A 19564-nucleotide genomic window follows, 5' to 3' on the forward strand; every position below is an offset into this window, starting at 1 on the left:
TTAGGGTATTTTCGGCTGACTGCCATGTAGATTGGGCTTTTGTCTACTGTGGGCTGTATAAATTCAATCCGATCGCCAAAGCCTTGAGATTCCGCCTGTAACTTAATGGCAAACGGATTGCCGATGGCTAAATCAAAACGATGTCCGACCAGCATTCTGACGAGTGTGGCTTCGTCCAGAACCTGCTCTTTTAATAGATAATTTGCCTCATCAAATCGCTGGCCGTAAGAATAACCCCGAATCATTCCAATCCGATAAGCTGCTAATGATTCGAATCGACCATTGAAGGAAACGCCACTGTCCAAAGGTGCGAAGAAGTTATTGATTTCATAGGCATGCGGTACACCTGTATAGACAACGAAAGGCGCTCTTTCAGCGGTGTTGAAAAAGGTGGTGACCAGATCTATAGAGCCATTTTCCAGTGATTTAGAACTCTTGGCCAGGACAGTCGGATATATTCGATTTCAAGATTCAACTGATCCGCAACCTGATTCAGAACCTCTACGGATATACCGATAAGTTCATCATCTTTCATGTAATAAAACGGAGGATAATCTACCTCGGCCAGCACTGCACGTACGCATGTTAGCCGTTCTGCTGCGTAAACCTGACTGGCAAAGAGTGCAACTAATAGGGTAACTCCCCAAAGTGTTTTTAACGGCATGTTGACACCATCTAAGGGCTACTTGTGACTTTTGCAGGTTGCATAACAGATCTACGTACCTGTGACTAGCTAGGGCTAGGGAGTCTCTGAGTAATTACCTTGTTGCCGTTGTGGCGGTGTCATCGTTTTCAGAGTCTCGCCGGGTATATCCGTGGAATGCTGTTTTCACGAACAGACCATTGTGATGGAAGTGGACTATGCCCTTTGGTCTATCCTATAACCATAGTACAGATTCGTGAGTTTCGGATGATCTATTCGGAGGATCGTCGCCGCAGGTTTATTTTTACCCGATCGGAAAGCGGGTTTATTCACCGGGGGGGGAAGGATGTGAAGGCTGCTTGTCCGCCCAGTCAGACTACTGCGCGGACGTTGGCTGGTCTACGCGGAAACCTGGGCAATCCAGTCCTGCAAATTGTAATAGTTTGTCACACGGGAAATTTTCCCGTCACGGATCTCAAAGAAAGCACCGGCTGCGAGTTGGTAGGTTTGTCCATCGGCTGGGGGCAGACCTTCGTCTGATCTCAAGTATTCTCCCAGAACAACGAATTCTGCCGCAGCCCTGGTGCCATCCTGATTTGCCATAATGGCGATGTCGTCCAGGCGTTCTCGATAGCAGGTGTTCATCTTGTCCATGAAGGAAGCAAATGTCTGTTTGCCGACCTGGCGTTCTCCCTGATTGATATCGTGAATGACGTCATCACATAATAGTTCCAGAAATCTCTCCATATCCTGCGCGTTAAACGCAGCGTAATAGACCTCAATCAATCTGATTTCGTCAATTGGCTCAAAAAATAGGTAAACCTAGTGCATTTAGCTACTGGATGAAAATGAAATATCATGGAATCATATTGTCAGGTTAGGGATATTTTCTGAGGGGCTTCCTGAATGGATTGCTTTAGACAGTTAATTTCGTTTTTGTTGTGTGGTTGTTTATGGTGACATCTCCGCTCAGCCATGCCGAAAATGTGAATTCGGATTATGAGCAGTACCAATTGGGGGCGGGAGATCTGATACGGATTCAGGTATATGGTGAAAGCGACTTGACCCTGGAGGCCAGGCTTGGCGATACCGGGTCAATATCCTATCCCTTTATCGGAGAGATAAGGCCGGTCGGAAGCACTGTTGCCCAGTTGCAGGATCATATTACTCAAGGGTTGAAGCAGGGCTATCTGGTAGTTCCCCGAGTGATCGTGACGGTTCTTGAGTACCGGAAATTCTATGTAAACGGTGAGGTGAAGAATCCCGGTGGATATGCCTATCAACCGGGACTGACGGTTCGCAGAGCTATTTCTCTGGCCGGAGGCTTTACCGAAGATGCCGAGGAAGATGAAATTCAGCTCATTTCAGAAAAGGATCCTGCCCAGACACCGCATCCAACAGATCTGGATGCACGCCTGAATCCGGGTGATATCGTCATCGTGATGGAGAGTTTTCTCTAGATGGATAATCTAAGGGCAGAACCGGAACAGAGGCTGAAGTCCTCCGCAGCCGGTCAGCAAGGGTTTAGCCTCCGAAAGTTGGGGGCGGCGATTCTAAAGTATAAACGTGGCGTTTTATTTCTAGTGATGTGTGCCATATTGTATTGGATATGGCCTGCTCAGAGGTATTCGTCCAATGTATCAGGCTACCGCTACGATTCTCATTGAGCGTCCAGCTATTCTGGAGCAAGAGAGGATCGACAATAGCGGTCTGGAAAAAGAAGAGTTGAGCTTCCTGCAAACCCAGCATGAGATTCTTCGCTCCAGAGGCCTGGCGGAGGCCGTGGTTTCCCGTCTCAAACTGAGTGACATGACAGAATTTGATCCGGATCAGCAGGGAATGATGGCATGGCAGGCGATCCTTCCTTCAGATCTGCTTGACAGTGTATTAAAAAACAGCATTAAAGCTGCCGAGCCTAAGGAGAAAGACTCTTCCGGAGAAGCTTCAAATTCTCCCGGTGACGAGCAGCAAACCGTTAGGCTGTTCATGGATCGCCTAGTCATTGCGCCGGTTCGTAATACTCAGCTCGTGGAAATTCGTTTTCAGGCATTCGATCCAGAAGTAGCGGCACTGTTTGCTAACACCATTGCTGAGCAATATATCTCGACCTACATGACAGCTGATACGCCACAAGTGGCAATCGACCCTGCATTAAAGAGTGAAAACCTGGAAGCGGTGCATCAGCGGTCATTGGAGTCCGAAGCTCGTTTAAACAGTTTGCAGCAACTGATCGACCCTCCCACGCTTAATTCAGTTGAAACCGGAGAAGGCGACGCGGCTTCGGCAAAAGATGATTTGATCACTCAGCTCACCGTTCGAAATATGACATTGAGAAGAGCAAGAATTGAGGCGGAAAAGCATTATGACAAGGTGGTGATTTTTGGCTCACCGCCGCCTGTAGAGTACCTCCTTCAATTACCAGTGATTATTGAAAAGCCAATAGTCCAGTCTTTGGTGAAACGTCAGGAAAAAACTCAGGCCGCTGTTGATGAGCTCGCCGGTCGTTATGGACCGAAGCACCCCAAAATGATTGCTGCTCAGGAAGAGCTGGAGGTATTCAAGGGGGAGCTGGAAACTCAGTTGTTCAAGGCAGCAGAAGAGGTTGAGGCTGTCTATCAGGCTGCCCTGGAAAAGGAGAAGGCCAGCTCACGGCAACTGGATCTGGCCAAGCAACGACTACAGGAGATGTCTCAAGTCACTTCCAGACAGAGTGAACTGGGTGTGCAACTGGTTACTGAGCTGGAGCAGGAAGTGGAAAGTAACCGCCAGCTCTATGAAGGCTTTCTGGCTCGTTTTGAAGAACTGCCGGCACCAGCAGCCGGACCCGGTATGCAGAATGCCCGGGTAATTAACGCCGCAATCGCGCCTGTGGTTCCGTTCATGCCTGATTCCCGACTCGTATACCTGTCGTTAATACTGGCTGCCCTGATTGTAGGGGCCATCAGAGCCTGGACTCGTAGCGCGAAAGACAACACGATTGATGAGATTGGGCAGATTGATGAATTACTACAGGTACCGGTTCTGGGCTCTCTGCCTGCCGTTGAGGATCATCTCAGGGCTCAGGAGGAGCCTGGTAAAGTCTGTCGCGTATATGAGGGGGTGATTGCCGCTGCGGATAGTCCGTTTACTGAGTCGGTCATTGGCCTCAGGACCAGTATGATACTTTCCCGGGTAGATCAGGCCTGTAAAGTGATTATGGTGACGTCAACCCAAGAGGGCGAAGGCAAAAGTACACTGGCGCTGAACCTGGCTGAGGCGTTTGGAAAAAGTGAAGATGTCCTGTTGGTGGATGCAGATTTTCGTCGATCCATGCTGGCTGGATCTCTTGGTATTTCCAGCACCGCGCCGGGGCTGTCGGACCTGATTGCCAATACGGCAGAAATAGAGCAGTGCCTGCATAGCCTGGAGGGTACTCGCGCCAGTGTCATGACGGCCGGGACACCACCGGGTAATCCGGAGGAAGTCCTTTCCAGTCGCAAGTTCCAAATGGTTCTCGCTGTACTTAAAAAGCTCCATGATCGGATCATTATTGATACCGGACCGGTATTGGCTGTCAACGATGCGATGGCTCTGGCAGCCTTTGCTGATTCGATCATCTATGTCGTCAAGGCTGGAGAAACGCTTGTACCCCAGATCCATGAAGGGATCAGACGACTGCGTGAAGCGGATGCAGGGGTTGCCGGCGTGGTGCTGAATCAGGTCAGTCCGGCCAGTTTTAAAAACCAGTACGCCCAAAGAAAGTATCCTACCTACAGTGAGCCGGTTAAATCTGATGTCAAAATTACCGGCGTTACTCAAGAGGAGCCACTGATCACTATTCAGCGTAAGGAGCCCAGTGGGCTGGTTTAATGGCTTGGGCTGTTAATGAGGATGCTGTTAATGAGGATATAGGCAGGTCGGATCTTAATCTGTGACCTGCCTTTTTGGTCCTGTCATACCAGGGAGCCTTTGAGATAGGTTAATAGCATTGCAATGGTAACGTTTTTAATAGAGGTTCTTTGGGGAAGTGTTTGTTTTTATTAGGGCTTCATTTCCCTTGGATAATAAAGTCCTTCTACAGCTTCCTGCAGGTGGCGTTCAATCAAGCCCTTCTCCTTGAGTATGAGTAATCCCCGATTAAATGCGTTAACCATCATTTCTCCGCGGGGACTTTTGGTGAAAATCAGTCGGTAAGGCCAGGACTCAATCGGTCGCGGGTTGTAACTGATATAGTCCATGACGTAGGGAAGCTTTTTCTGAAGTATGTAGATGCCCACTAACTTGTCCAGAGAGAAGGCATGGATTCTTCCAGACAAAAGCTTGGCAAAGTTCAGACTTTCTTCAGAGACCTTTTCCATGATCATGTTGACTCCCGCTTCTTTGGCAGACTCGAACCAGGGATAGCTGGCGCTCATCAAACCGCCAAACTTGACACCTTCGAAGTCTCGATAGGTTTGCCATTTAATGGGATGGTCCCGGCGATGGAAAAAAACGGCAGTCCCTTCAAAAACCACCTCCGAGAATAGATAAACTTTCTTTCGCTCTTCGGTTTCCACCCAGAGAATCGAAGTGTCCCACAACCCGTCCTCCACATAACGGGCCACACGATTCCATGGGAAGAAACCAAACTCTACCTTCACTCCGGCCGCAGTAAAGCTTTCTTCCACAATGTGGGCCGCCACACCAAAGTGAGGAAATTCTGCTGAAAGATAGGGAGGCCATTCGCCAACTGCTATACGAACGGTTTCCTCCGCCTGGGAAGTAGAGAAGCTACCAAGTAACAGCAAAATCGTTAATCGGTTCAGGAACTTAACCATGCGATATCAGCGCTGCACAAAAGAGTGTTAGTGATAGAAGGTTATACAGGCTTGGGCTGGGGAGCAAGTTTGTGGGCAGGATGGAAGCGACAATAACGATGAATCTAAAACCGAAGGAGTAGTCGGTTCTAAATCTCGGTACGTAAAGACAAATTTGACCTTATCAGCTCTGAGGTAGAAATGAATCAAGTGTGTTTGAAGGATCTTTTTGGCATGGAAGTGGAGGAGCTTCGCCTATATTCCATGGAGAATGCGTTGTATTCGGTACGAGTTGTCATTGCTGGAAAAGAGCATTTGGTATTGGATGATCGAGGAGCTAGCCTGATATTTCGGAGTATTGCGGCAGCCAAGAAACCTTTTTTGGGATTTGGGATATCTAAAGTGACACTGGTCCAGCATTCTGCCTATGGTGAAATGATTGGTCATAGTGTTGAGAGGGTGGCACCACTGGAGACGACTCTCAGCCCACCGGACAAAGATTGCCTCTTGTAAGGTCCTCTGACTTTGGCTTTACCAATCAATTATTTTGCCGTCCCAGGCATAAAAACTTCCCGAATCTTTTGTCGTGAGCCTCGATATAACATCAAGTAAATACGACGCACTTTCCCTCGGAGTGAGAACGCGATGAGGATAATTCGTGGATATAAACGGAGTCGAAAGCGGAGTTTTCGTTGTTCCTGGATGTAGCGCAACGCAGACCGTATGACGTAAAGCATACCGCCATTCAAGGCTGATTGTTTTCAAGAACATATTATGCGCCGCTTTGGAGGCGCGATAGCTGTACCAGCCGCCAAGATGATTGTCATTGATGCTGCCCACCCTGGCTGACAGCGACGCAAACAAGCTACCTTCTGCGTGTTTAAGAAATGGCGAAGCGTAGCGGGCAATGATGGGTAAAGCGTAGGCATTAACCTGAAACACCTGATGAGCCTCCGTCTGTTGGAAGCTCTGCAGGCCTTTTTCTGGCTGTATGGAGCGATTATGTAGAATGCCGACCGCATTGATGACCAGATGAAGCTTGTTGGTAGATTGATGGATTTGCTCAAAAGCTGATTCGACAGACCTTTGTCGGGTCACATCTGTTGGTATTGGCGTTACCGGACAAATCGAAGGTTGCTCCCATTGAGGGGCCTGACGGGATAACGCATAAATCGCCTGTGTATCAGGATGCTGTGATAGTTTTTCGATAAAGGCTTTTCCTAACCCCCCAGTCGCACCAATTACGGCGATATGAAGTTTGTTTGAATCAGTGAATGCAAACTCAGGCATGATCCCCCCGACCTTTTCTTAGAGTCTTCCTCTCTGAGAAAGCATTACGATTCAAAGTTAAAATCAGCTTTAGTGCAGATCAGGAAACAGGGCATACACGCCCTGTTTCATTTTTGGTGACAGGCCAATTAATGAGCGATGATACCGACTCCAGCATTTTGCATGACTGTCTCCGCCACGCTCCTGGCATCTTCCAGTTCGTAGGGATAAGGAGGAACATGGAAAGAGCCGGTCTGTGTAATGCGATTTGTGCCGCTGTTAACGTACAGATTATACCGTTCGATCGCATAGCCATCCTGCTGACTGTATCTATCGGTGGCGATGGGCAGTTTGACGGATTCGAAGTGATTACCCTCCACTAATACTTCTGCCCCCATCCTTGAGTTAATGGCGAAATCAGCATTCAGGACGTAATTATTATAGAAGTGAGCCTGGCCAAACCGAATACTCGGAATTCTCGAATCAACATTGGCGAACAGGTTATGCCGATAGGTGACGCGCAGGCGAGCAAAGTCCTCACCGCTATTATTATCACTATGACCGATCAGGTTGCCCTTGTGGTGGTCATGTAATTTGTTCCAGGATACTGTGACGTAGTCGCTGCCCCGGGTGATATCAATCAACCCGTCATAGTAATCCTTGCCATGATGACGATCATTCCAGAGCTCATTGTGATCAATCCAGACATTACTTGAGGATTGCACTTTGATCAGATCATCGCGGCTATAAGAAAGCTTCAGATTCCTCACAATCACATTTCGTACGCTATTGATTTCCAGTCCTCCGCCGGTAAATCCAGAGTTGTTGCCTAAACCGAGGATGGTTTTATCAGAGTTGATTTTCACCATGCCGGTGAGCCTGATAATGCCGTTGACTCTGATGATATTGGGACTGTTACTTTGAGCGTATTTTTTGAAATCTGACAGGTTGCTTACAGTAACCGTTCTTCCGCCATAGCCTCCGTCAGTACCACCGTTTAATGTGGCAAATCCGGCTATTTTGAATTGTTCCTGCCCCGCATTCGGGCCGTCAGGGTAGGCCGGTTCGATACGCCATTGCTGTTCGTTGAGTCCGCGATAGGTTCCCTGGACGATATTGGCGCCATTGTTACCAGAACCATGCATGACCTGCAGCGCCCTTCCTGAGTGAAGATTGATAAAACTGAAATGACCGTTCCCAAGGTCGATCACCTTCCAGCGCTGGTTGGCCGTGTTGCCGCTTTTCCAGGGCCATTGCAGGACATTGGCATTGTCGGCAGTAGAGAGCCCTGCCACATCCAGAACCTGGTTGCTGTGCCGGGTCACAATACGGTAGGTGCCGTCGCCATTTTCAAGAAGCTTCCATTGTTGATGCTCACCTTCCCAGTAAGACCACTGAATGACATTCGCTCCTTTTTCTTTTGAGGCGACATTGACGTCCAGACTTTTCTGACTGTGTTTGTTAATGATCTTATAGTAGATATCGTGTCTGAACTCTTCAGCCTGAACATTCAGACTAAGCAGGAGGAAAATGCCGAGCAGGAAAGGGGGTAGACGATGAATATGCATGTGATACTTCTCTATAGTTAGTAAGTGATTTGTATTTTTTATCTTTGTACATATAGGTTGTTAAATATCGTTCAGTGAGTATTAACCGATGTATCCACTCTGTTTATAAATGCTTGTTGCGGAACTCTCTTGGACTTACACCAAGGTTCTTTTTGAAAACCCGTGAGAAATAAATGCATCCTGGTAGCCCAAATAGATGGCGATCTGGTTAACCGGTAAACTTGATGTAATTAATAATTGTCTGGCAAGGCTGATTCTTTGATCTTCAATCCATTGCCTGACAGATACACCGAATTGTTCTTTGAATAGGTGAGAAAACCGGGAACTTGACATACATGCAATGTGAGAGAGTTCACATATCGATAATTCTCTTGCCAGATTTTCATGAATGAAATGACAGGTCCTAAGTATTCGTTGATCGATAGGAATACATGGCCTTGCATGATCGAACTTTCGACATCTGATCAATATCTGTTCCAGAAGATTTAGACAGAGTTCTTCTGCGAGTGAAGTCTCTGATTTGCTGGAATGTTCAATTTTTTGGAAGAGTTCATTAATGACCTCAAAGCTGTCAGTGGGCAGTGTCAGAAAGCCAACATCATTGATGGTTTGTGACCAGTCCAGCCATTCTGTCCATGTTGCTCGTGGCCTGAAATAGATCCAGCGATGATGCCAGGATTCACTTTCATTGTGACGTCCATAGTCATGTGTGGCACGGGTTGGGATCAGCATCATATCGCCTTTGTGGACCTGCCTTGATTGGCCCCCGTTTGGAAAAACCATACCTGATCCTGAGACTGTCAGGTTAATGATATAACCCTTTAATCCTTTGGGCCGGTCGATCCAGAAGTCGAGTTCACCGTCCATTTCGATAGGCGTAATTCCCGCTACCAAATGGGCATTGAATGGGTATCCCGGCTTTAAGGGATCGAGTTTATTCGCCTGATTCATCATTGTTAAAAATGGATATCCCTATGTTGACCAATTGGTCAGATGGTAAAAAAGAAATTTTATTTTCATATTTTGTTTTAGGGGGATGAATTAATAATAAAAGTTAAAGCTGGGTCAAACATGATTGGTGATATTTCGGAAGAGTTGGCAAAAAAATCAATAAATGTAGCAGGATTGTCTATATTTTAAATAAATTAACTTAGTTAAAAAATATTTCAAATATAATCAGTTCGGAATTGTTTTAATCAGATGTTTTTATGACTTTAACTGCATAGTCCTATTTTGATAGATAAAAAGGATGATGTCTCGTTTTTTTGGGTTGATATAATCAAGAGGATTGAAATTATCAAGGGGTTAAGATGTGCTGTGATTGTTATGTGTTTTGATGATTTAATGTGATTTCTGTTGGTGTTTGATAATGAAGAATATAACTTTATAAAGTGCATAATAAGAAGCTATGAAATATAAATGTTGTATCACGATTTTTGTTTTCCTGATGATTAATATGATTGCAGGAAATATATATGCTGATGCTGTTATGGATTTTCGCAAATCGGCACCGAAAGCGGCTGGAGAGCTGAAGAAACCAAAGCCATTATCCAAGAAGCAGAAAAAAGAGGTTTCACGCTTAAATATTCCGATGCCCAGAATAAACAGGAAAATCAAATAAAGGCGGTTCGTTCGTTTATTGCTCAGGGAGTTGATGGGATTCTGCTGGCACCCATTGTCGAGACTGGCTGGGAGCAAGTGCTCAAGGAAGCCAGGCGTGCTGAGATCCCCGTGGTATTAATTGATCGGGGGGTGGAAGCCAGCGAAGAACTGTATCTGACCAAGATCGCTTCGGATTTTATTGAAGAAGGCGCATTGGCCGCTTCCTGGCTGGCAGCTGAGACTAGCGGGGACTGCAGGATTGTTGAAATTCAGGGGACCTTGGGGTCGTCTGCTGCACTTGACCGTAAAACTGGGTTTGAGCGAATCATCAGTCATTTTCCCAATATGCAGATTATCCGCAGTCAGAGCGGGGGATTTACGAGAGCGGGAGGGAAAATGGTGATGGAAAGCTTTATCAAAGCGGAGAAAGGAGGCACTGATATCTGTGCTGCTTTTGCCCATAACGATGATATGGCGCTTGGAGCGCTATTAGCCATTAAGGAAGCTGGTCTGAAGCCGGCAAAGGATATCTTATTGGTGTCGATCGATGCAGTACTGGATATCTTTCGAGCAATGGCTAATGGAGAGGCCAATGCGACCATTGAGTTAACGCCTCAGCTTGGTGCTCCGGCGTTCGATGCATTGGAAGCCAACCGGCAAGGACGAGAAGTGGCAAAGTGGGTCAAGGTGAACGGGCCCCTTTACCTGCCGGACACTGCTGCTGAAGAGTATGAGAGGCGCATGACTTTGCGGAAAGAATGAAATTGGATCAGGAAATGACAGACAGAAATCATTCATCCGGAATTGGCCATGCGACAGGAAAGTGTGGACTCATTGCTTCGAATTCATCGGGTTAGCATAGGATTTCAAGGTGTGTGGGCATTGGACAGGGTTTCCTTGGATATCCGTAAAGGTGAAGTGCATGCGTTAGTCGGCGAAAACGGTGCAGGAAAATCGACACTGCTGAATATTCTCACTGGTGTCCACCGTCCCGACCAGGGCAGGGTTTATCTGGAAAACCATCCCTACAACCTGGCATCTCCTGGAGATGCGCTGAAGCGGGGTGTTTATACCGTCTTTCAAGAGCCGAACTTCATACCCGGGATGACGATTGCAGAGAACCTGACATTGTTCAGTCCGCCAACACGGTTGGGGTTGATCAACTGGCGGCGGGCCCGACGTCAGGCCCGCGCAATACTTCAGAAGGTCGGGCTTGAGCTGGATCTTTCGCGACAGTTGAATACGCTGTCTGTTGCTGAACAACAACTATTGGCCGTTGCCAGGGCTATCAGTCATAACGCGAAATTACTGATACTTGATGAAGCCACTACCAACCTTGAGTGCCATGAGGTTGAACGTTTATTCAGGCTAATCTCTTCACTGGTCAGGCAGGGCATGAGCGTCCTGTTCGTGACCCACCATCTGGATCAGGTATTTGATTACGCTTCCCGTATCAGTGTGCTGAGAAATGGAAGGTGCGTTGGTACTTTTGCTTCGGCTGACATATCCGGGCAAGAGCTGGTTCAGAAAATGACTGGCGGCATCGGGTGTCAGCGAGAATTACATCCATCGGGGAGCAGTTTTCGTCCCAACTTCAGTTCTAATCTCTGCTCCAACGCCAACGCCAACGCCAACGCCAACGCCAACGCTAATCAAGTTAAAAAGCCATTTATGGTCATTGATGGATTGGGCAAGTCGAATTACCTCAAACCCGTTTCATTGAATCTTTATCAAGGAGAAGTGCTAGGGATGACTGGTTCGTTGGGTGCGGGCCAAACAGAACTTTGTCGTCTGCTATACGGCGCCTGCAAGGCGGATTTCGGAAAGGTCAGAATGGGCAACCAAACAGGCAGGATATCTTCGCCGAGAACGGCTATCCGGCATGGAATGGCTTTCTGTCCCGAAAATCGTAATGTGTCGGGCATCATTGCAGAGTTAAGTGTACGGGAGAATCTGATCCTGGCCTTGCAGGCTAAAAGAGGTTGGTGGCTTCCAATAACTCGCCGCCGACAAGTATCGTTAGTCAATCGGTTAGTTGATGAACTGCAAATCAAAATGCCCGGGCCGGACTGTCCTGTTCATCAGTTAAGTGGTGGTAATCAGCAAAAAGTGCTTCTGGCAAGATGGCTCATCACTATGCCGAAGCTGTTTATTCTTGATGAGCCTACACGAGGTATCGATATTGTCACCCGTGCTCAGATAATAAAGATACTAAAGGAACTGCAGGTGCGGGGAACCTCCATTGTCATGGCTTCCTCAGATCTGAATGAATTGGTGACCATCTCTGATCGTATTCTGATACTGAAAAACCGGGAGAAGGTGCTGGAGCTGCCGATTGAGGAATTTGATCCCAAAGCTTTGTCAGAGATGCTGGGTCAAGCGTCCGTTCAGACTCAGATAGCTGCCAAATGCTGAGGGATAGCGGCTCATGAAGACGACCTGGCTCATAGCATTTTGGCTCTTGCTGGTTTCAGTTTCGACGCTACTGGAACCGGATTTTCTAACGATCAGAATAGTTAACGGACGCTTTTTTGGAAGCCTGATTGATATATTGCATCACAGTGCCCCAGCTATCCTTGTTTCCTTGAGTATGGCGCTGGTTATTGGTACCGGAAATATTGATCTTTCCGTCGGAGCAATCATCGCCATAGCCGGCTCTGTCACGGCGGTACTGGCAGCCTATAGCCAATTGTCTCCCTATCTCATACTTGCGTGCAGTCTCGGCGTCGGGTTGATCTGTGGACTATGGAATGCATTGCTGGTGGCTGTTCTGGGCCTGCCTTCATTTGTGGCGACACTGATCCTGATGGTATCCGGGCGTGGGATTGCGCAGATCATAACTGATGGTCAGGTCGTGACCTTTGATTCCGATTTTATCAACGGACTGGGCAATGGACATCTATGGGGAATCCCCTCCAGAGTTCTGATCATGGGAGCCTTTGTGCTGTTCATGGTCGTGTTTATCAGAAAGACAGCATTGGGGCTCTTTATCGAGGCCATCGGTGCCAATACTCGAGCGAGCTATCTGGCGGGAGTTAATACGCTCGGTATTGTCGTTTTCGTTTATCTGTTTTCCGGGGTCAGTGCGGCGTTATCCGGTGTATTGCTTGCGGCCGATATTCAAGGGGCGGATGCGGCCAATATGGGTCTGTGGATTGAGTTGGATGCGATTCTTGCTGTCGTCATGGCTGGCGCTTCTTTATTCGGAGGACGAATGAGTCTTCTTGGGGCTGTGATGGGAGTATTAATCATCCAGACATTAACCTCCATGCTGCTCATCAGCGGTTTTCCGGCGCAGTACAGCCTTGTCATTAAAGCATTGGTGGTGATAACCCTGATCATAGCTCAATCGGAAAGTGTTGGACAAAAATTGTCACGCTTATTGCCACGACAACTGTCACGACGATGGTGCCCTCAAAAGCCCCGGGAGGAGCTGTGACAGACAGAAAATTTGCACCCGTCTGGGCAACACTCTTTATCTTTCTGATGCTCTATGGAGCAGGCGCATACCATTATGCGGGCTTTCGTGATCTTCTGGTGCTCTCGAATCTTTTGACCGACAACGCCTTTCTGATCGTGGCTGGAATTGGCATGACCTTTGTGATCCTGTCCGGGGGCATCGATATGTCCGTGGGAGCTATGATCGCTCTGGTCGGCGTTTTGATGGGGACGATGTTAAATGACTATGGCTACCATCCTTTGACCGCCATTGCGATTGCATTACTTTTCTCAATGATTGCCGGAACCTTTGTGGGCATTCTTGTCGCAGTTTTTGGTTTGCAACCATTCGTCGTAACGCTGGTCGCGATGTTCCTGTATCGCGGGATCGCCTATCTGATCAATCTAAACTCGGTACCTGTCAGTCATCCTTTTCTGACCATGCTTTCTGACATTTACTTTCCGCTACCCGGAAGAGGAGGGGTGAGCATTATTGTCCTGGTAACAGGGCTTCTCCTGGTTCTGGGCGTCGTTCTCGCGCATCAGACCCGGTTCGGCATGAATGTCTATGCTGTCGGAGGTGATCGTAAAGTGGCTTATCTGATGGGGTTGCCAGTCATACCCACAGTTATTTATGTATATGCATTGAGTGGATTATTCAGCGGTATTGCCGGCGTCATCTTTACGCTATACACCGGGGCTGCCTATCCGCTGGCTGCCATTGGTGTTGAGTTGGACGTCATCACTGCTGTTGTTATGGGAGGAGCCATGCTGACCGGGGGCGTGGGGCTGGTGGTAGGGACTTTTCTGGGATGTCTGGTACTCGGCATCATACAAACATTGATTGCCTTTGACGGAACGTTGAACAGTGGATGGACAAAAGTCGCAATCGCTGGGTTTTTGTTGTTATTTCTCCTGCTCCAGAAGGGGAGTGTTCGATTTCTGGTTAGGGGCTATCCAGATCAAGCTGATTGAACATTCATATATTAGCGGCCGGTAAAAACGGAAATCACATTGGAGATTGATCTGTGTTTAATATTTCGTATGGACTGTGGGGGCGTATGATGAACTCGGGTAAACTGGCGGTAATGGCTACGGTATTTCTGTCCTTGTCTATGCCCTGCTTTGCTATGGCTGAGACGTTTTTGAACCCGGTGATTGAGCAAAGGGCAGACCCCTGGATCTATAAACATGCAGATGGCTTTTATTACTTCACCGCCTCGGTTCCTGAATACAATCGTATTGTTATTCGCCGGGCTCGAAGCATTGAAGAGCTGGCCAATACCCATGAGCATACTGTCTGGTGGCAACCTTCTACAGGCCCGATGAGCGGGTTTGTCTGGGCTCCGGAGCTTCATTATATCGATGGACGCTGGTATCTCTATTACGCAGCATCCGAGTCCGATGATCTATGGGATATTCGCATCTATGTTCTTGCTAACAGCTCTCCCAATCCCACCGACGGAACCTGGGTATCCAAAGGTGAACTTGAAGTGAATGATCTGGGTAATCCCGCCTCTTTCTTTGCGCTGGATGCCACGACCTTCGAGCATCAGGGGAGCCGTTATCTGATATGGGCGCAGAAGCCTCCGAGTCAGGAAAGTCATCTGTATATTGCTCGAATGCTAAACCCCTGGACAATAGACCGGTCAACACAGGCGTTAATCGCTTACCCGAAATACGATTGGGAAAAACGAGGATATAATGTCAATGAAGGGCCTGCAGTGCTGAAAAGAAATGGTCGAATATTTGTCTCTTATTCTGCCAGTGCAACAGATAGAAATTATGCGATGGGGCTACTGACGGTGGACGAAAATGCCAACTTGCTGATTTCATCTTCCTGGCGTAAATCGCCCGTACCTGTGTTTGAATCCAATGCCCGGACCCATCAGTATGGTCCGGGGCACAATTCCTTTACGACATCCCAAAATGGGAAAAAAGATATCCTGATTTACCATGCGCGGGATTATGCCGAGATCCCCGGAAACTCCCTCTATGATCCCAATCGCCATATGCGGGCGAAGGTATTTACCTGGAATGAGGACGGCACGCCGAACTTTGGTATTCCCTACGCCAATGGCCTCAGTGGTTTTTCCGGGCTGAAGCTGTCCTTCAGTCAGCGTTGTGCAGATGTGAAAGGGAGAAGTAGTGCTCAGGGGGCTGATCTCATTCAGTGGGATTGCCGTGGCGAAGATCATCAAACGTTTCTGTATGAGAGTCTTGGTGATAAATATGCTCAGTTACGTGCCTCGCACAGTGATCTATGTCTGGATGTCTCAGAGAGAAGCCTGGCCAATGGTGCGAATGTTATACAGTGGCCATGCCATGGTGGCAGCAATCAACAATGGATAAGAGAATTGCAGGGCAACAACACTTTTCAGCTCAGAAACAGACATAGCGGCAAGTGCCTTGATCTTTATAGATGGGATAATCGCAACGGAGCCTCTCTTAGGCAATGGGACTGCAATGGGCTGGATGTCCAGATCTGGCAGGAAGATTAGCGGGAAAAGAGTTCCCTTGCCTGTTGATGAGATGAAAAGATGAAAGAAGGGAAATGAAAAAAGAGAAGTGATAAAAAGAGGGGAAGATCACTCTCCCCCAAAATCACCGTTATATTAACGCTAAAGGCAATTTATCGTCTTTAGCGCAATTTGCCTGGGGGGGGGGCAGGTTAACTTCCCTGTGAACAGGTCAACGGTGCGTGACTTCTGGAATAACTTCCTTGGAATCCGAAGTTTACAGAAGCCCCGGGAGCGATGGTTGCATTCCAGGACATGTGAGAGGCGGAGATGGAAGCGCCGTTCACCTGGTATTCTGCACTCCAACCATTAGTGAAACTGTCTGTTGCACTAAGTGGGACCTCCATGGTCCATCCTTCCACAGTTTCGTTGGTATTATTGGTGACGGTCACATAGGCCACGAAGCCATTGTTCCAGACATTTTCCGTGACGGCACAATCCAATCCGCCAGCACCCGGTGAGGTGGTGACAACGATCACCTCATTGGAAGTCGCGATGACAGTATTGCTGTCATCAACCAGTTTCGCGACGAGCGTATGGTTGCCCTCAAAATCCGGTAATTGCAGGAAAGTACTGGTTGATTCCTTTTCGACTGTCGCCACCGCATTATCGTTAAGTTCAATCAGGGCTCTGAAGTTATGATCTTTGTTAACGTCAATCTGAATGATGTCGTTCAGAACATACTCACTGCCATTAGGCGGTGACACCATTTCAATAGTGGCTTCAACGACGTTAATCGAGATCTGTGCCGGGGCCGATACTGCACCGTCATCATCGGTTGCTGTAAACTCGAAACGGTCAGTCCCCTGATAACCGGGGGCTGGAGTATAGGTCAGCCGCTTGCCGGTGCCGGTAAGTGTTCCATGCAGTGGCGGTGTACTTATTTCATAGCGAACGATTTCACCATCTGAGTCTGTCGCATGTAACTCTATCTCCAGTGGCTCATGGGTGCGTGTTTTAAGCAGTTGCGGTATCCCTTGAGGCACACAATTTCCCTGGCAATCGTCGGTACTCCCAAACAGATCCTGATAGGTGACATAAGCCGTTGCCAGCTCCACCTGTGCCCAGAATCGGTGATAGGTAAACTCAGGTTCCTGTCCGTTATCGAGGACGTCTTTCACCTCCTTAAACATTGGGTCCTTTTCATAGAAAGAACGCAGGCTCAGGAAAGTAGAGTTGCTGTTAACTTCGTCCCCATTGGGCATGTGACCGTTAAATGATGCAGGGACATATACCTGATCAAAGAAGCGTGAATAGTCCCCGCGCTTTTCAGGGGCGGCCAGTCCCTTGGAGGTTTGGAAATGTGTCCAGATCGCGTCCAACAATTTCTTGGCAGCTTCCTGTACAGGCGCTTGCGGCGATGCGTGTTTCGCTTCTGCTGCCGCATAGAACATCAACGCTTTGGCCACACCTCCGGCAATACCGAGATCCTGACCATAGTTAACGACGCTGACGTGAAGATCGTCGTTAGCCTGTGGATTGTCTGGGTTCCATTTATTTGGTTTGCCGGACCACGCCAGAGTTGCGGGTAACTGGAAGGTTCCGTCATCCTGCCATTTCAGGTGCTCCATCACCCAGGGCACCCAGTTATCCAGCAAAGCTTTGGCTTGGGCATCCCCGGTCAGGTAAAAGTATTCCGCAACCCGCTGCATAGACCAGGCCTGCCAGCCAAACCAAGTACCGCTGCCCGGATCGTGGTAGACCGGATTTTCATCGTAAACCATGCCATAAAAAGTGCTGTCAGCCAGATTCTGGGGGTGGGGTTGATAGTCTCCGTCCCAGCTATTGGTGGCTCCGCCTGCGATCGCGCCTTCAGCAGATTGCAGCCAGCGATAAAACTCCATCATCCTTTCCAGGCTTTTGGCCCAGTCTTCAGTCGCGCCTGGTGTTTGTGGTTTCATTGGGTCGAAATCAGAAAGCGCCATGGCAGCTATGGGGTTCTGGTAACCAAAGTGGACATGACTGCTTCCGATTCTGAATGCCCAGCCGGCATTCGGGTCGGCAGCGCCACCCCAAGCGTAATACCAGGACATCAGATAGTGGGCGCTTTCATACCCTCGAGCTCCAGCGTCATATTTATTTTGCGCCCCCATTTTCTTGAAGTATTTATCAAACATTGCCAGGCGCAGGTAGTCCCCCATTTTGGCTGCTTTTGCCAGCAGGCCCGGGATTTCCTGTTCCGGATCTTTGCCTTGTTCTTTGATCCATTGGTAAGCCCAATAGATTACCTGGACAGCTCTCGCGTCGGCATCCGGAGCGTTGGTGTATCGCCACTGCCTGGCGTAATTATTGTCACCGGTAAAAAGGTCAAGAAACCCGTTCGGGCCTCCCCACTGAAAGGTTTCCCAGGATGGATGAGGGACTGCTTCCCATACCGATTCCTGTTCGCCACGCTGAAAGGTATTGATGTAAGAGGGCGTACTGACACCGTCTCCAAGGTTTCCGTACCCGTAGATGTTGTCCATATCCAGCAGCCAGTGCATACCGTAAATATCCCAGGTGCCGTAGGTTTGTGCCAAGCGGGCAGAAATCGGGTCTTCGCCTACAGGAATGCCAAACTCCAATTGGCTGGGATAGTTGCTGGGGGCTGGGTGTTCGGCCGCATAAGAAGCGGGGTTGGAAGGATTATAGTAATTGTTGGTTGGCTGCATCTGAGGGGTGGGAATGATGTGCTCTTCCATCTTCTGCCAGGCTTCGCGAAGTTTGCTCCAGTCGCCTGTCACTTTGCCATACCAGGCTTCAAGCAAAAGATAATAGGAGTAGGCTTCACTGGTGGACTCGTGACCATGATCAGGGGCTTCAACAATTAACGTCTCAACTGAGTGGTAAGGTCCGCCATCTGTACTGAAATAACCATTATCCGGGCTGTGGATCTTGCTCCACATTTCCATAAAGCGCTCATCATACTCGTCCGCAGATGCATTCGCCTTAGCCCCCATTGTTCCAACGGCCATGGCGATTGCCAGCGGGAGTAGTTTTATCTTCCTTATTGGACGCAACTTCATCTTGGCTCCTATTTCTCAAACCGAAGTATTAATAAAAGATCAGTGAATTAAAGAACTCCTGATAACTTTCGTGTTGCCATGTTGGCGTCAAAAGTTTCTTTACTGAACTTCAATATTTAAATGTGTGTATATGATTTATTTGGATGTTTTAAGACACAAAGAGAAAAATAAAATGTATGCTCATCAGAGCCAGAGGAATGTTATATGAGAACTGATTTATGAAACTGGTCTTAACCTGCTGCATATATGGATTATTTGGCCGTGTTAAGAGTTGTAAGACCTTAATCGGTTGATAAGGCCCGCCTGGGGGCAGAAGTCTCTGCCATGCGAAAGCTAAGGTTTGTTAGCGGGAACGGTAACGAAAGACACTGTAATGAATACTGTGTTGGCGTATTAAATACATATAGCGTGAAATGGCATATGTAATTTCACGCTATGTATAAGGATGTTTCTGCTGTATCCATCTGATTGATATTTACAACTAGGGAGAGTCTGAATAACCCCAAGGTTCTGAGGTAATTCAAACTCTCGACGATATATGGCCGAATATTCAGAGTGTTTTTCCGGCCATTTTGGATCTTCCCCCCCTGTGGGGCGTCATCTGGGCTCACTGCCCCTATACCTGCAGCTCTTTCCTTGCCATCAGCAGATTGCTGAAGGCCGCCAACAGATAGAGCCGGCTCTTGTTCTTGGCCAAGCCTCGATAGCGGACTTTGTCGTAACCAAACACCTGCTTGATGTATCT

Annotated in this window: 15 protein-coding genes; 8 read left to right on the plus strand and 7 right to left on the minus strand. The window is 48.1% G+C overall.

The genetic code is table 11. From position 1 onward, the window contains the following. Positions 1-403: 403 nt before the first annotated feature. Positions 404-664: a transporter substrate-binding domain-containing protein gene (locus F566_RS0129875; protein ID WP_020410736.1), complete on the minus strand. Its 261-nt coding sequence runs from the start codon at positions 662-664 to the stop codon at positions 404-406. 378 nt (positions 665-1042) lie between these two features. Next, a complete protein-coding gene (locus tag F566_RS0129880; RefSeq protein ID WP_020410737.1) occupies positions 1043-1429 on the minus strand; it encodes a ketosteroid isomerase-related protein in 387 nt (128 codons plus the stop codon). A 167-nt stretch (positions 1430-1596) separates the two neighbouring features. On the opposite strand from F566_RS0129880, the gene F566_RS0129885 reads away from it, so the two are divergent. Further along, complete coding sequence (locus tag F566_RS0129885; protein ID WP_083921212.1) at positions 1597-2103, plus strand: polysaccharide biosynthesis/export family protein; 507 nt, start codon at positions 1597-1599, stop codon at positions 2101-2103. A 175-nt stretch (positions 2104-2278) separates the two neighbouring features. Beyond that, positions 2279-4492, plus strand: a complete 2214-nt coding sequence (locus F566_RS0129890; protein ID WP_020410739.1) for a GumC family protein — start codon at positions 2279-2281, stop codon at positions 4490-4492. 170 nt (positions 4493-4662) lie between these two features. Here F566_RS0129890 and F566_RS0129895 read toward each other — a convergent pair whose 3' ends face one another. After that, positions 4663-5439, minus strand: a complete 777-nt coding sequence (locus F566_RS0129895) for a substrate-binding periplasmic protein (protein ID WP_020410740.1) — start codon at positions 5437-5439, stop codon at positions 4663-4665. A gap of 180 nt (positions 5440-5619) precedes the next feature. On the opposite strand from F566_RS0129895, the gene F566_RS34540 reads away from it, so the two are divergent. Further along, on the plus strand, positions 5620-5931 hold the full coding sequence (locus F566_RS34540; RefSeq protein ID WP_051085451.1) for a DUF6482 family protein: 312 nt from the start codon (positions 5620-5622) through the stop codon (positions 5929-5931). 18 nt (positions 5932-5949) lie between these two features. On the opposite strand, the gene F566_RS0129905 is transcribed toward F566_RS34540, so the two are convergent. The 3 genes from F566_RS0129905 to araC all read right to left on the minus strand — a co-directional run bounded on the left by F566_RS0129905 (position 5950) and on the right by araC (position 9209). Continuing rightward, positions 5950-6708, minus strand: coding sequence for an SDR family NAD(P)-dependent oxidoreductase (locus F566_RS0129905; RefSeq protein ID WP_020410742.1), 759 nt, complete (start codon positions 6706-6708; stop codon positions 5950-5952). 128 nt (positions 6709-6836) lie between these two features. Next, positions 6837-8255: a pectate lyase family protein gene (locus tag F566_RS34545; RefSeq protein ID WP_020410743.1), complete on the minus strand. Its 1419-nt coding sequence runs from the start codon at positions 8253-8255 to the stop codon at positions 6837-6839. 135 nt (positions 8256-8390) lie between these two features. After that, complete coding sequence (gene araC, locus F566_RS35050; protein ID WP_083921213.1) at positions 8391-9209, minus strand: arabinose operon transcriptional regulator AraC; 819 nt, start codon at positions 9207-9209, stop codon at positions 8391-8393. Between the two features lie 594 nt (positions 9210-9803). Here araC and F566_RS35055 point away from each other — a divergent pair. Genes F566_RS35055 through F566_RS37095 form a run of 5 tightly spaced genes read left to right on the plus strand, consistent with a single transcriptional unit; the run spans position 9804 to position 15796 of the window. Further along, positions 9804-10619, plus strand: coding sequence for an ABC transporter substrate-binding protein (locus tag F566_RS35055; RefSeq protein ID WP_425402018.1), 816 nt, complete (start codon positions 9804-9806; stop codon positions 10617-10619). A 48-nt stretch (positions 10620-10667) separates the two neighbouring features. Then, positions 10668-12272, plus strand: a complete 1605-nt coding sequence (locus F566_RS34560; RefSeq protein ID WP_020410746.1) for a sugar ABC transporter ATP-binding protein — start codon at positions 10668-10670, stop codon at positions 12270-12272. Positions 12273-12285: 13 nt separating this feature from the next. Continuing rightward, positions 12286-13296 carry an ABC transporter permease gene (locus tag F566_RS0129935; RefSeq protein WP_020410747.1) on the plus strand — a complete coding sequence of 337 codons (1011 nt, stop codon included), beginning with the start codon at positions 12286-12288 and terminating at the stop codon, positions 13294-13296. After that, a complete protein-coding gene (locus tag F566_RS0129940) occupies positions 13293-14270 on the plus strand; it encodes an ABC transporter permease subunit (RefSeq protein ID WP_020410748.1) in 978 nt (325 codons plus the stop codon). The genes F566_RS0129935 and F566_RS0129940 overlap by 4 nt, the downstream gene beginning before the upstream one ends. Positions 14271-14323: 53 nt before the next feature. Next, on the plus strand, positions 14324-15796 hold the full coding sequence (locus tag F566_RS37095; protein WP_157497212.1) for a family 43 glycosylhydrolase: 1473 nt from the start codon (positions 14324-14326) through the stop codon (positions 15794-15796). A 170-nt stretch (positions 15797-15966) separates the two neighbouring features. Here the strand turns inward: F566_RS37095 and F566_RS0129950 are convergent, their stop codons facing one another. Continuing rightward, on the minus strand, positions 15967-18819 hold the full coding sequence (locus F566_RS0129950; RefSeq protein WP_033417044.1) for a glycoside hydrolase family 48 protein: 2853 nt from the start codon (positions 18817-18819) through the stop codon (positions 15967-15969). Positions 18820-19564 lie beyond the last annotated feature (745 nt).

The sequence above is a fragment of the Hahella ganghwensis DSM 17046 genome (assembly GCF_000376785.1).
Lineage (GTDB): Bacteria > Pseudomonadota > Gammaproteobacteria > Pseudomonadales > Oleiphilaceae > Hahella > Hahella ganghwensis.

Bases quoted from the DNA above. Each gene is read 5' to 3' on its own strand.
- F566_RS0129875 (WP_020410736.1), bottom strand. From the start codon at position 664: ATGCCGTTAAAAACACTTTGGGGAGTTACCCTATTAGTTGCACTCTTT.
- F566_RS0129885 (WP_083921212.1), top strand. From the start codon at position 1,597: ATGGTGACATCTCCGCTCAGCCATGCCGAAAATGTGAATTCGGATTAT.
- F566_RS0129890 (WP_020410739.1), top strand. From the start codon at position 2,279: ATGTATCAGGCTACCGCTACGATTCTCATTGAGCGTCCAGCTATTCTG.
- F566_RS0129895 (WP_020410740.1), bottom strand. From the start codon at position 5,439: ATGGTTAAGTTCCTGAACCGATTAACGATTTTGCTGTTACTTGGTAGC.
- F566_RS34540 (WP_051085451.1), top strand. From the start codon at position 5,620: ATGAATCAAGTGTGTTTGAAGGATCTTTTTGGCATGGAAGTGGAGGAG.
- F566_RS0129905 (WP_020410742.1), bottom strand. From the start codon at position 6,708: ATGCCTGAGTTTGCATTCACTGATTCAAACAAACTTCATATCGCCGTA.
- F566_RS34545 (WP_020410743.1), bottom strand. From the start codon at position 8,255: ATGCATATTCATCGTCTACCCCCTTTCCTGCTCGGCATTTTCCTCCTG.
- araC (WP_083921213.1), bottom strand. From the start codon at position 9,209: ATGATGAATCAGGCGAATAAACTCGATCCCTTAAAGCCGGGATACCCA.
- F566_RS34560 (WP_020410746.1), top strand. From the start codon at position 10,668: ATGCGACAGGAAAGTGTGGACTCATTGCTTCGAATTCATCGGGTTAGC.
- F566_RS0129935 (WP_020410747.1), top strand. From the start codon at position 12,286: ATGAAGACGACCTGGCTCATAGCATTTTGGCTCTTGCTGGTTTCAGTT.
- F566_RS0129950 (WP_033417044.1), bottom strand. From the start codon at position 18,819: ATGAAGTTGCGTCCAATAAGGAAGATAAAACTACTCCCGCTGGCAATC.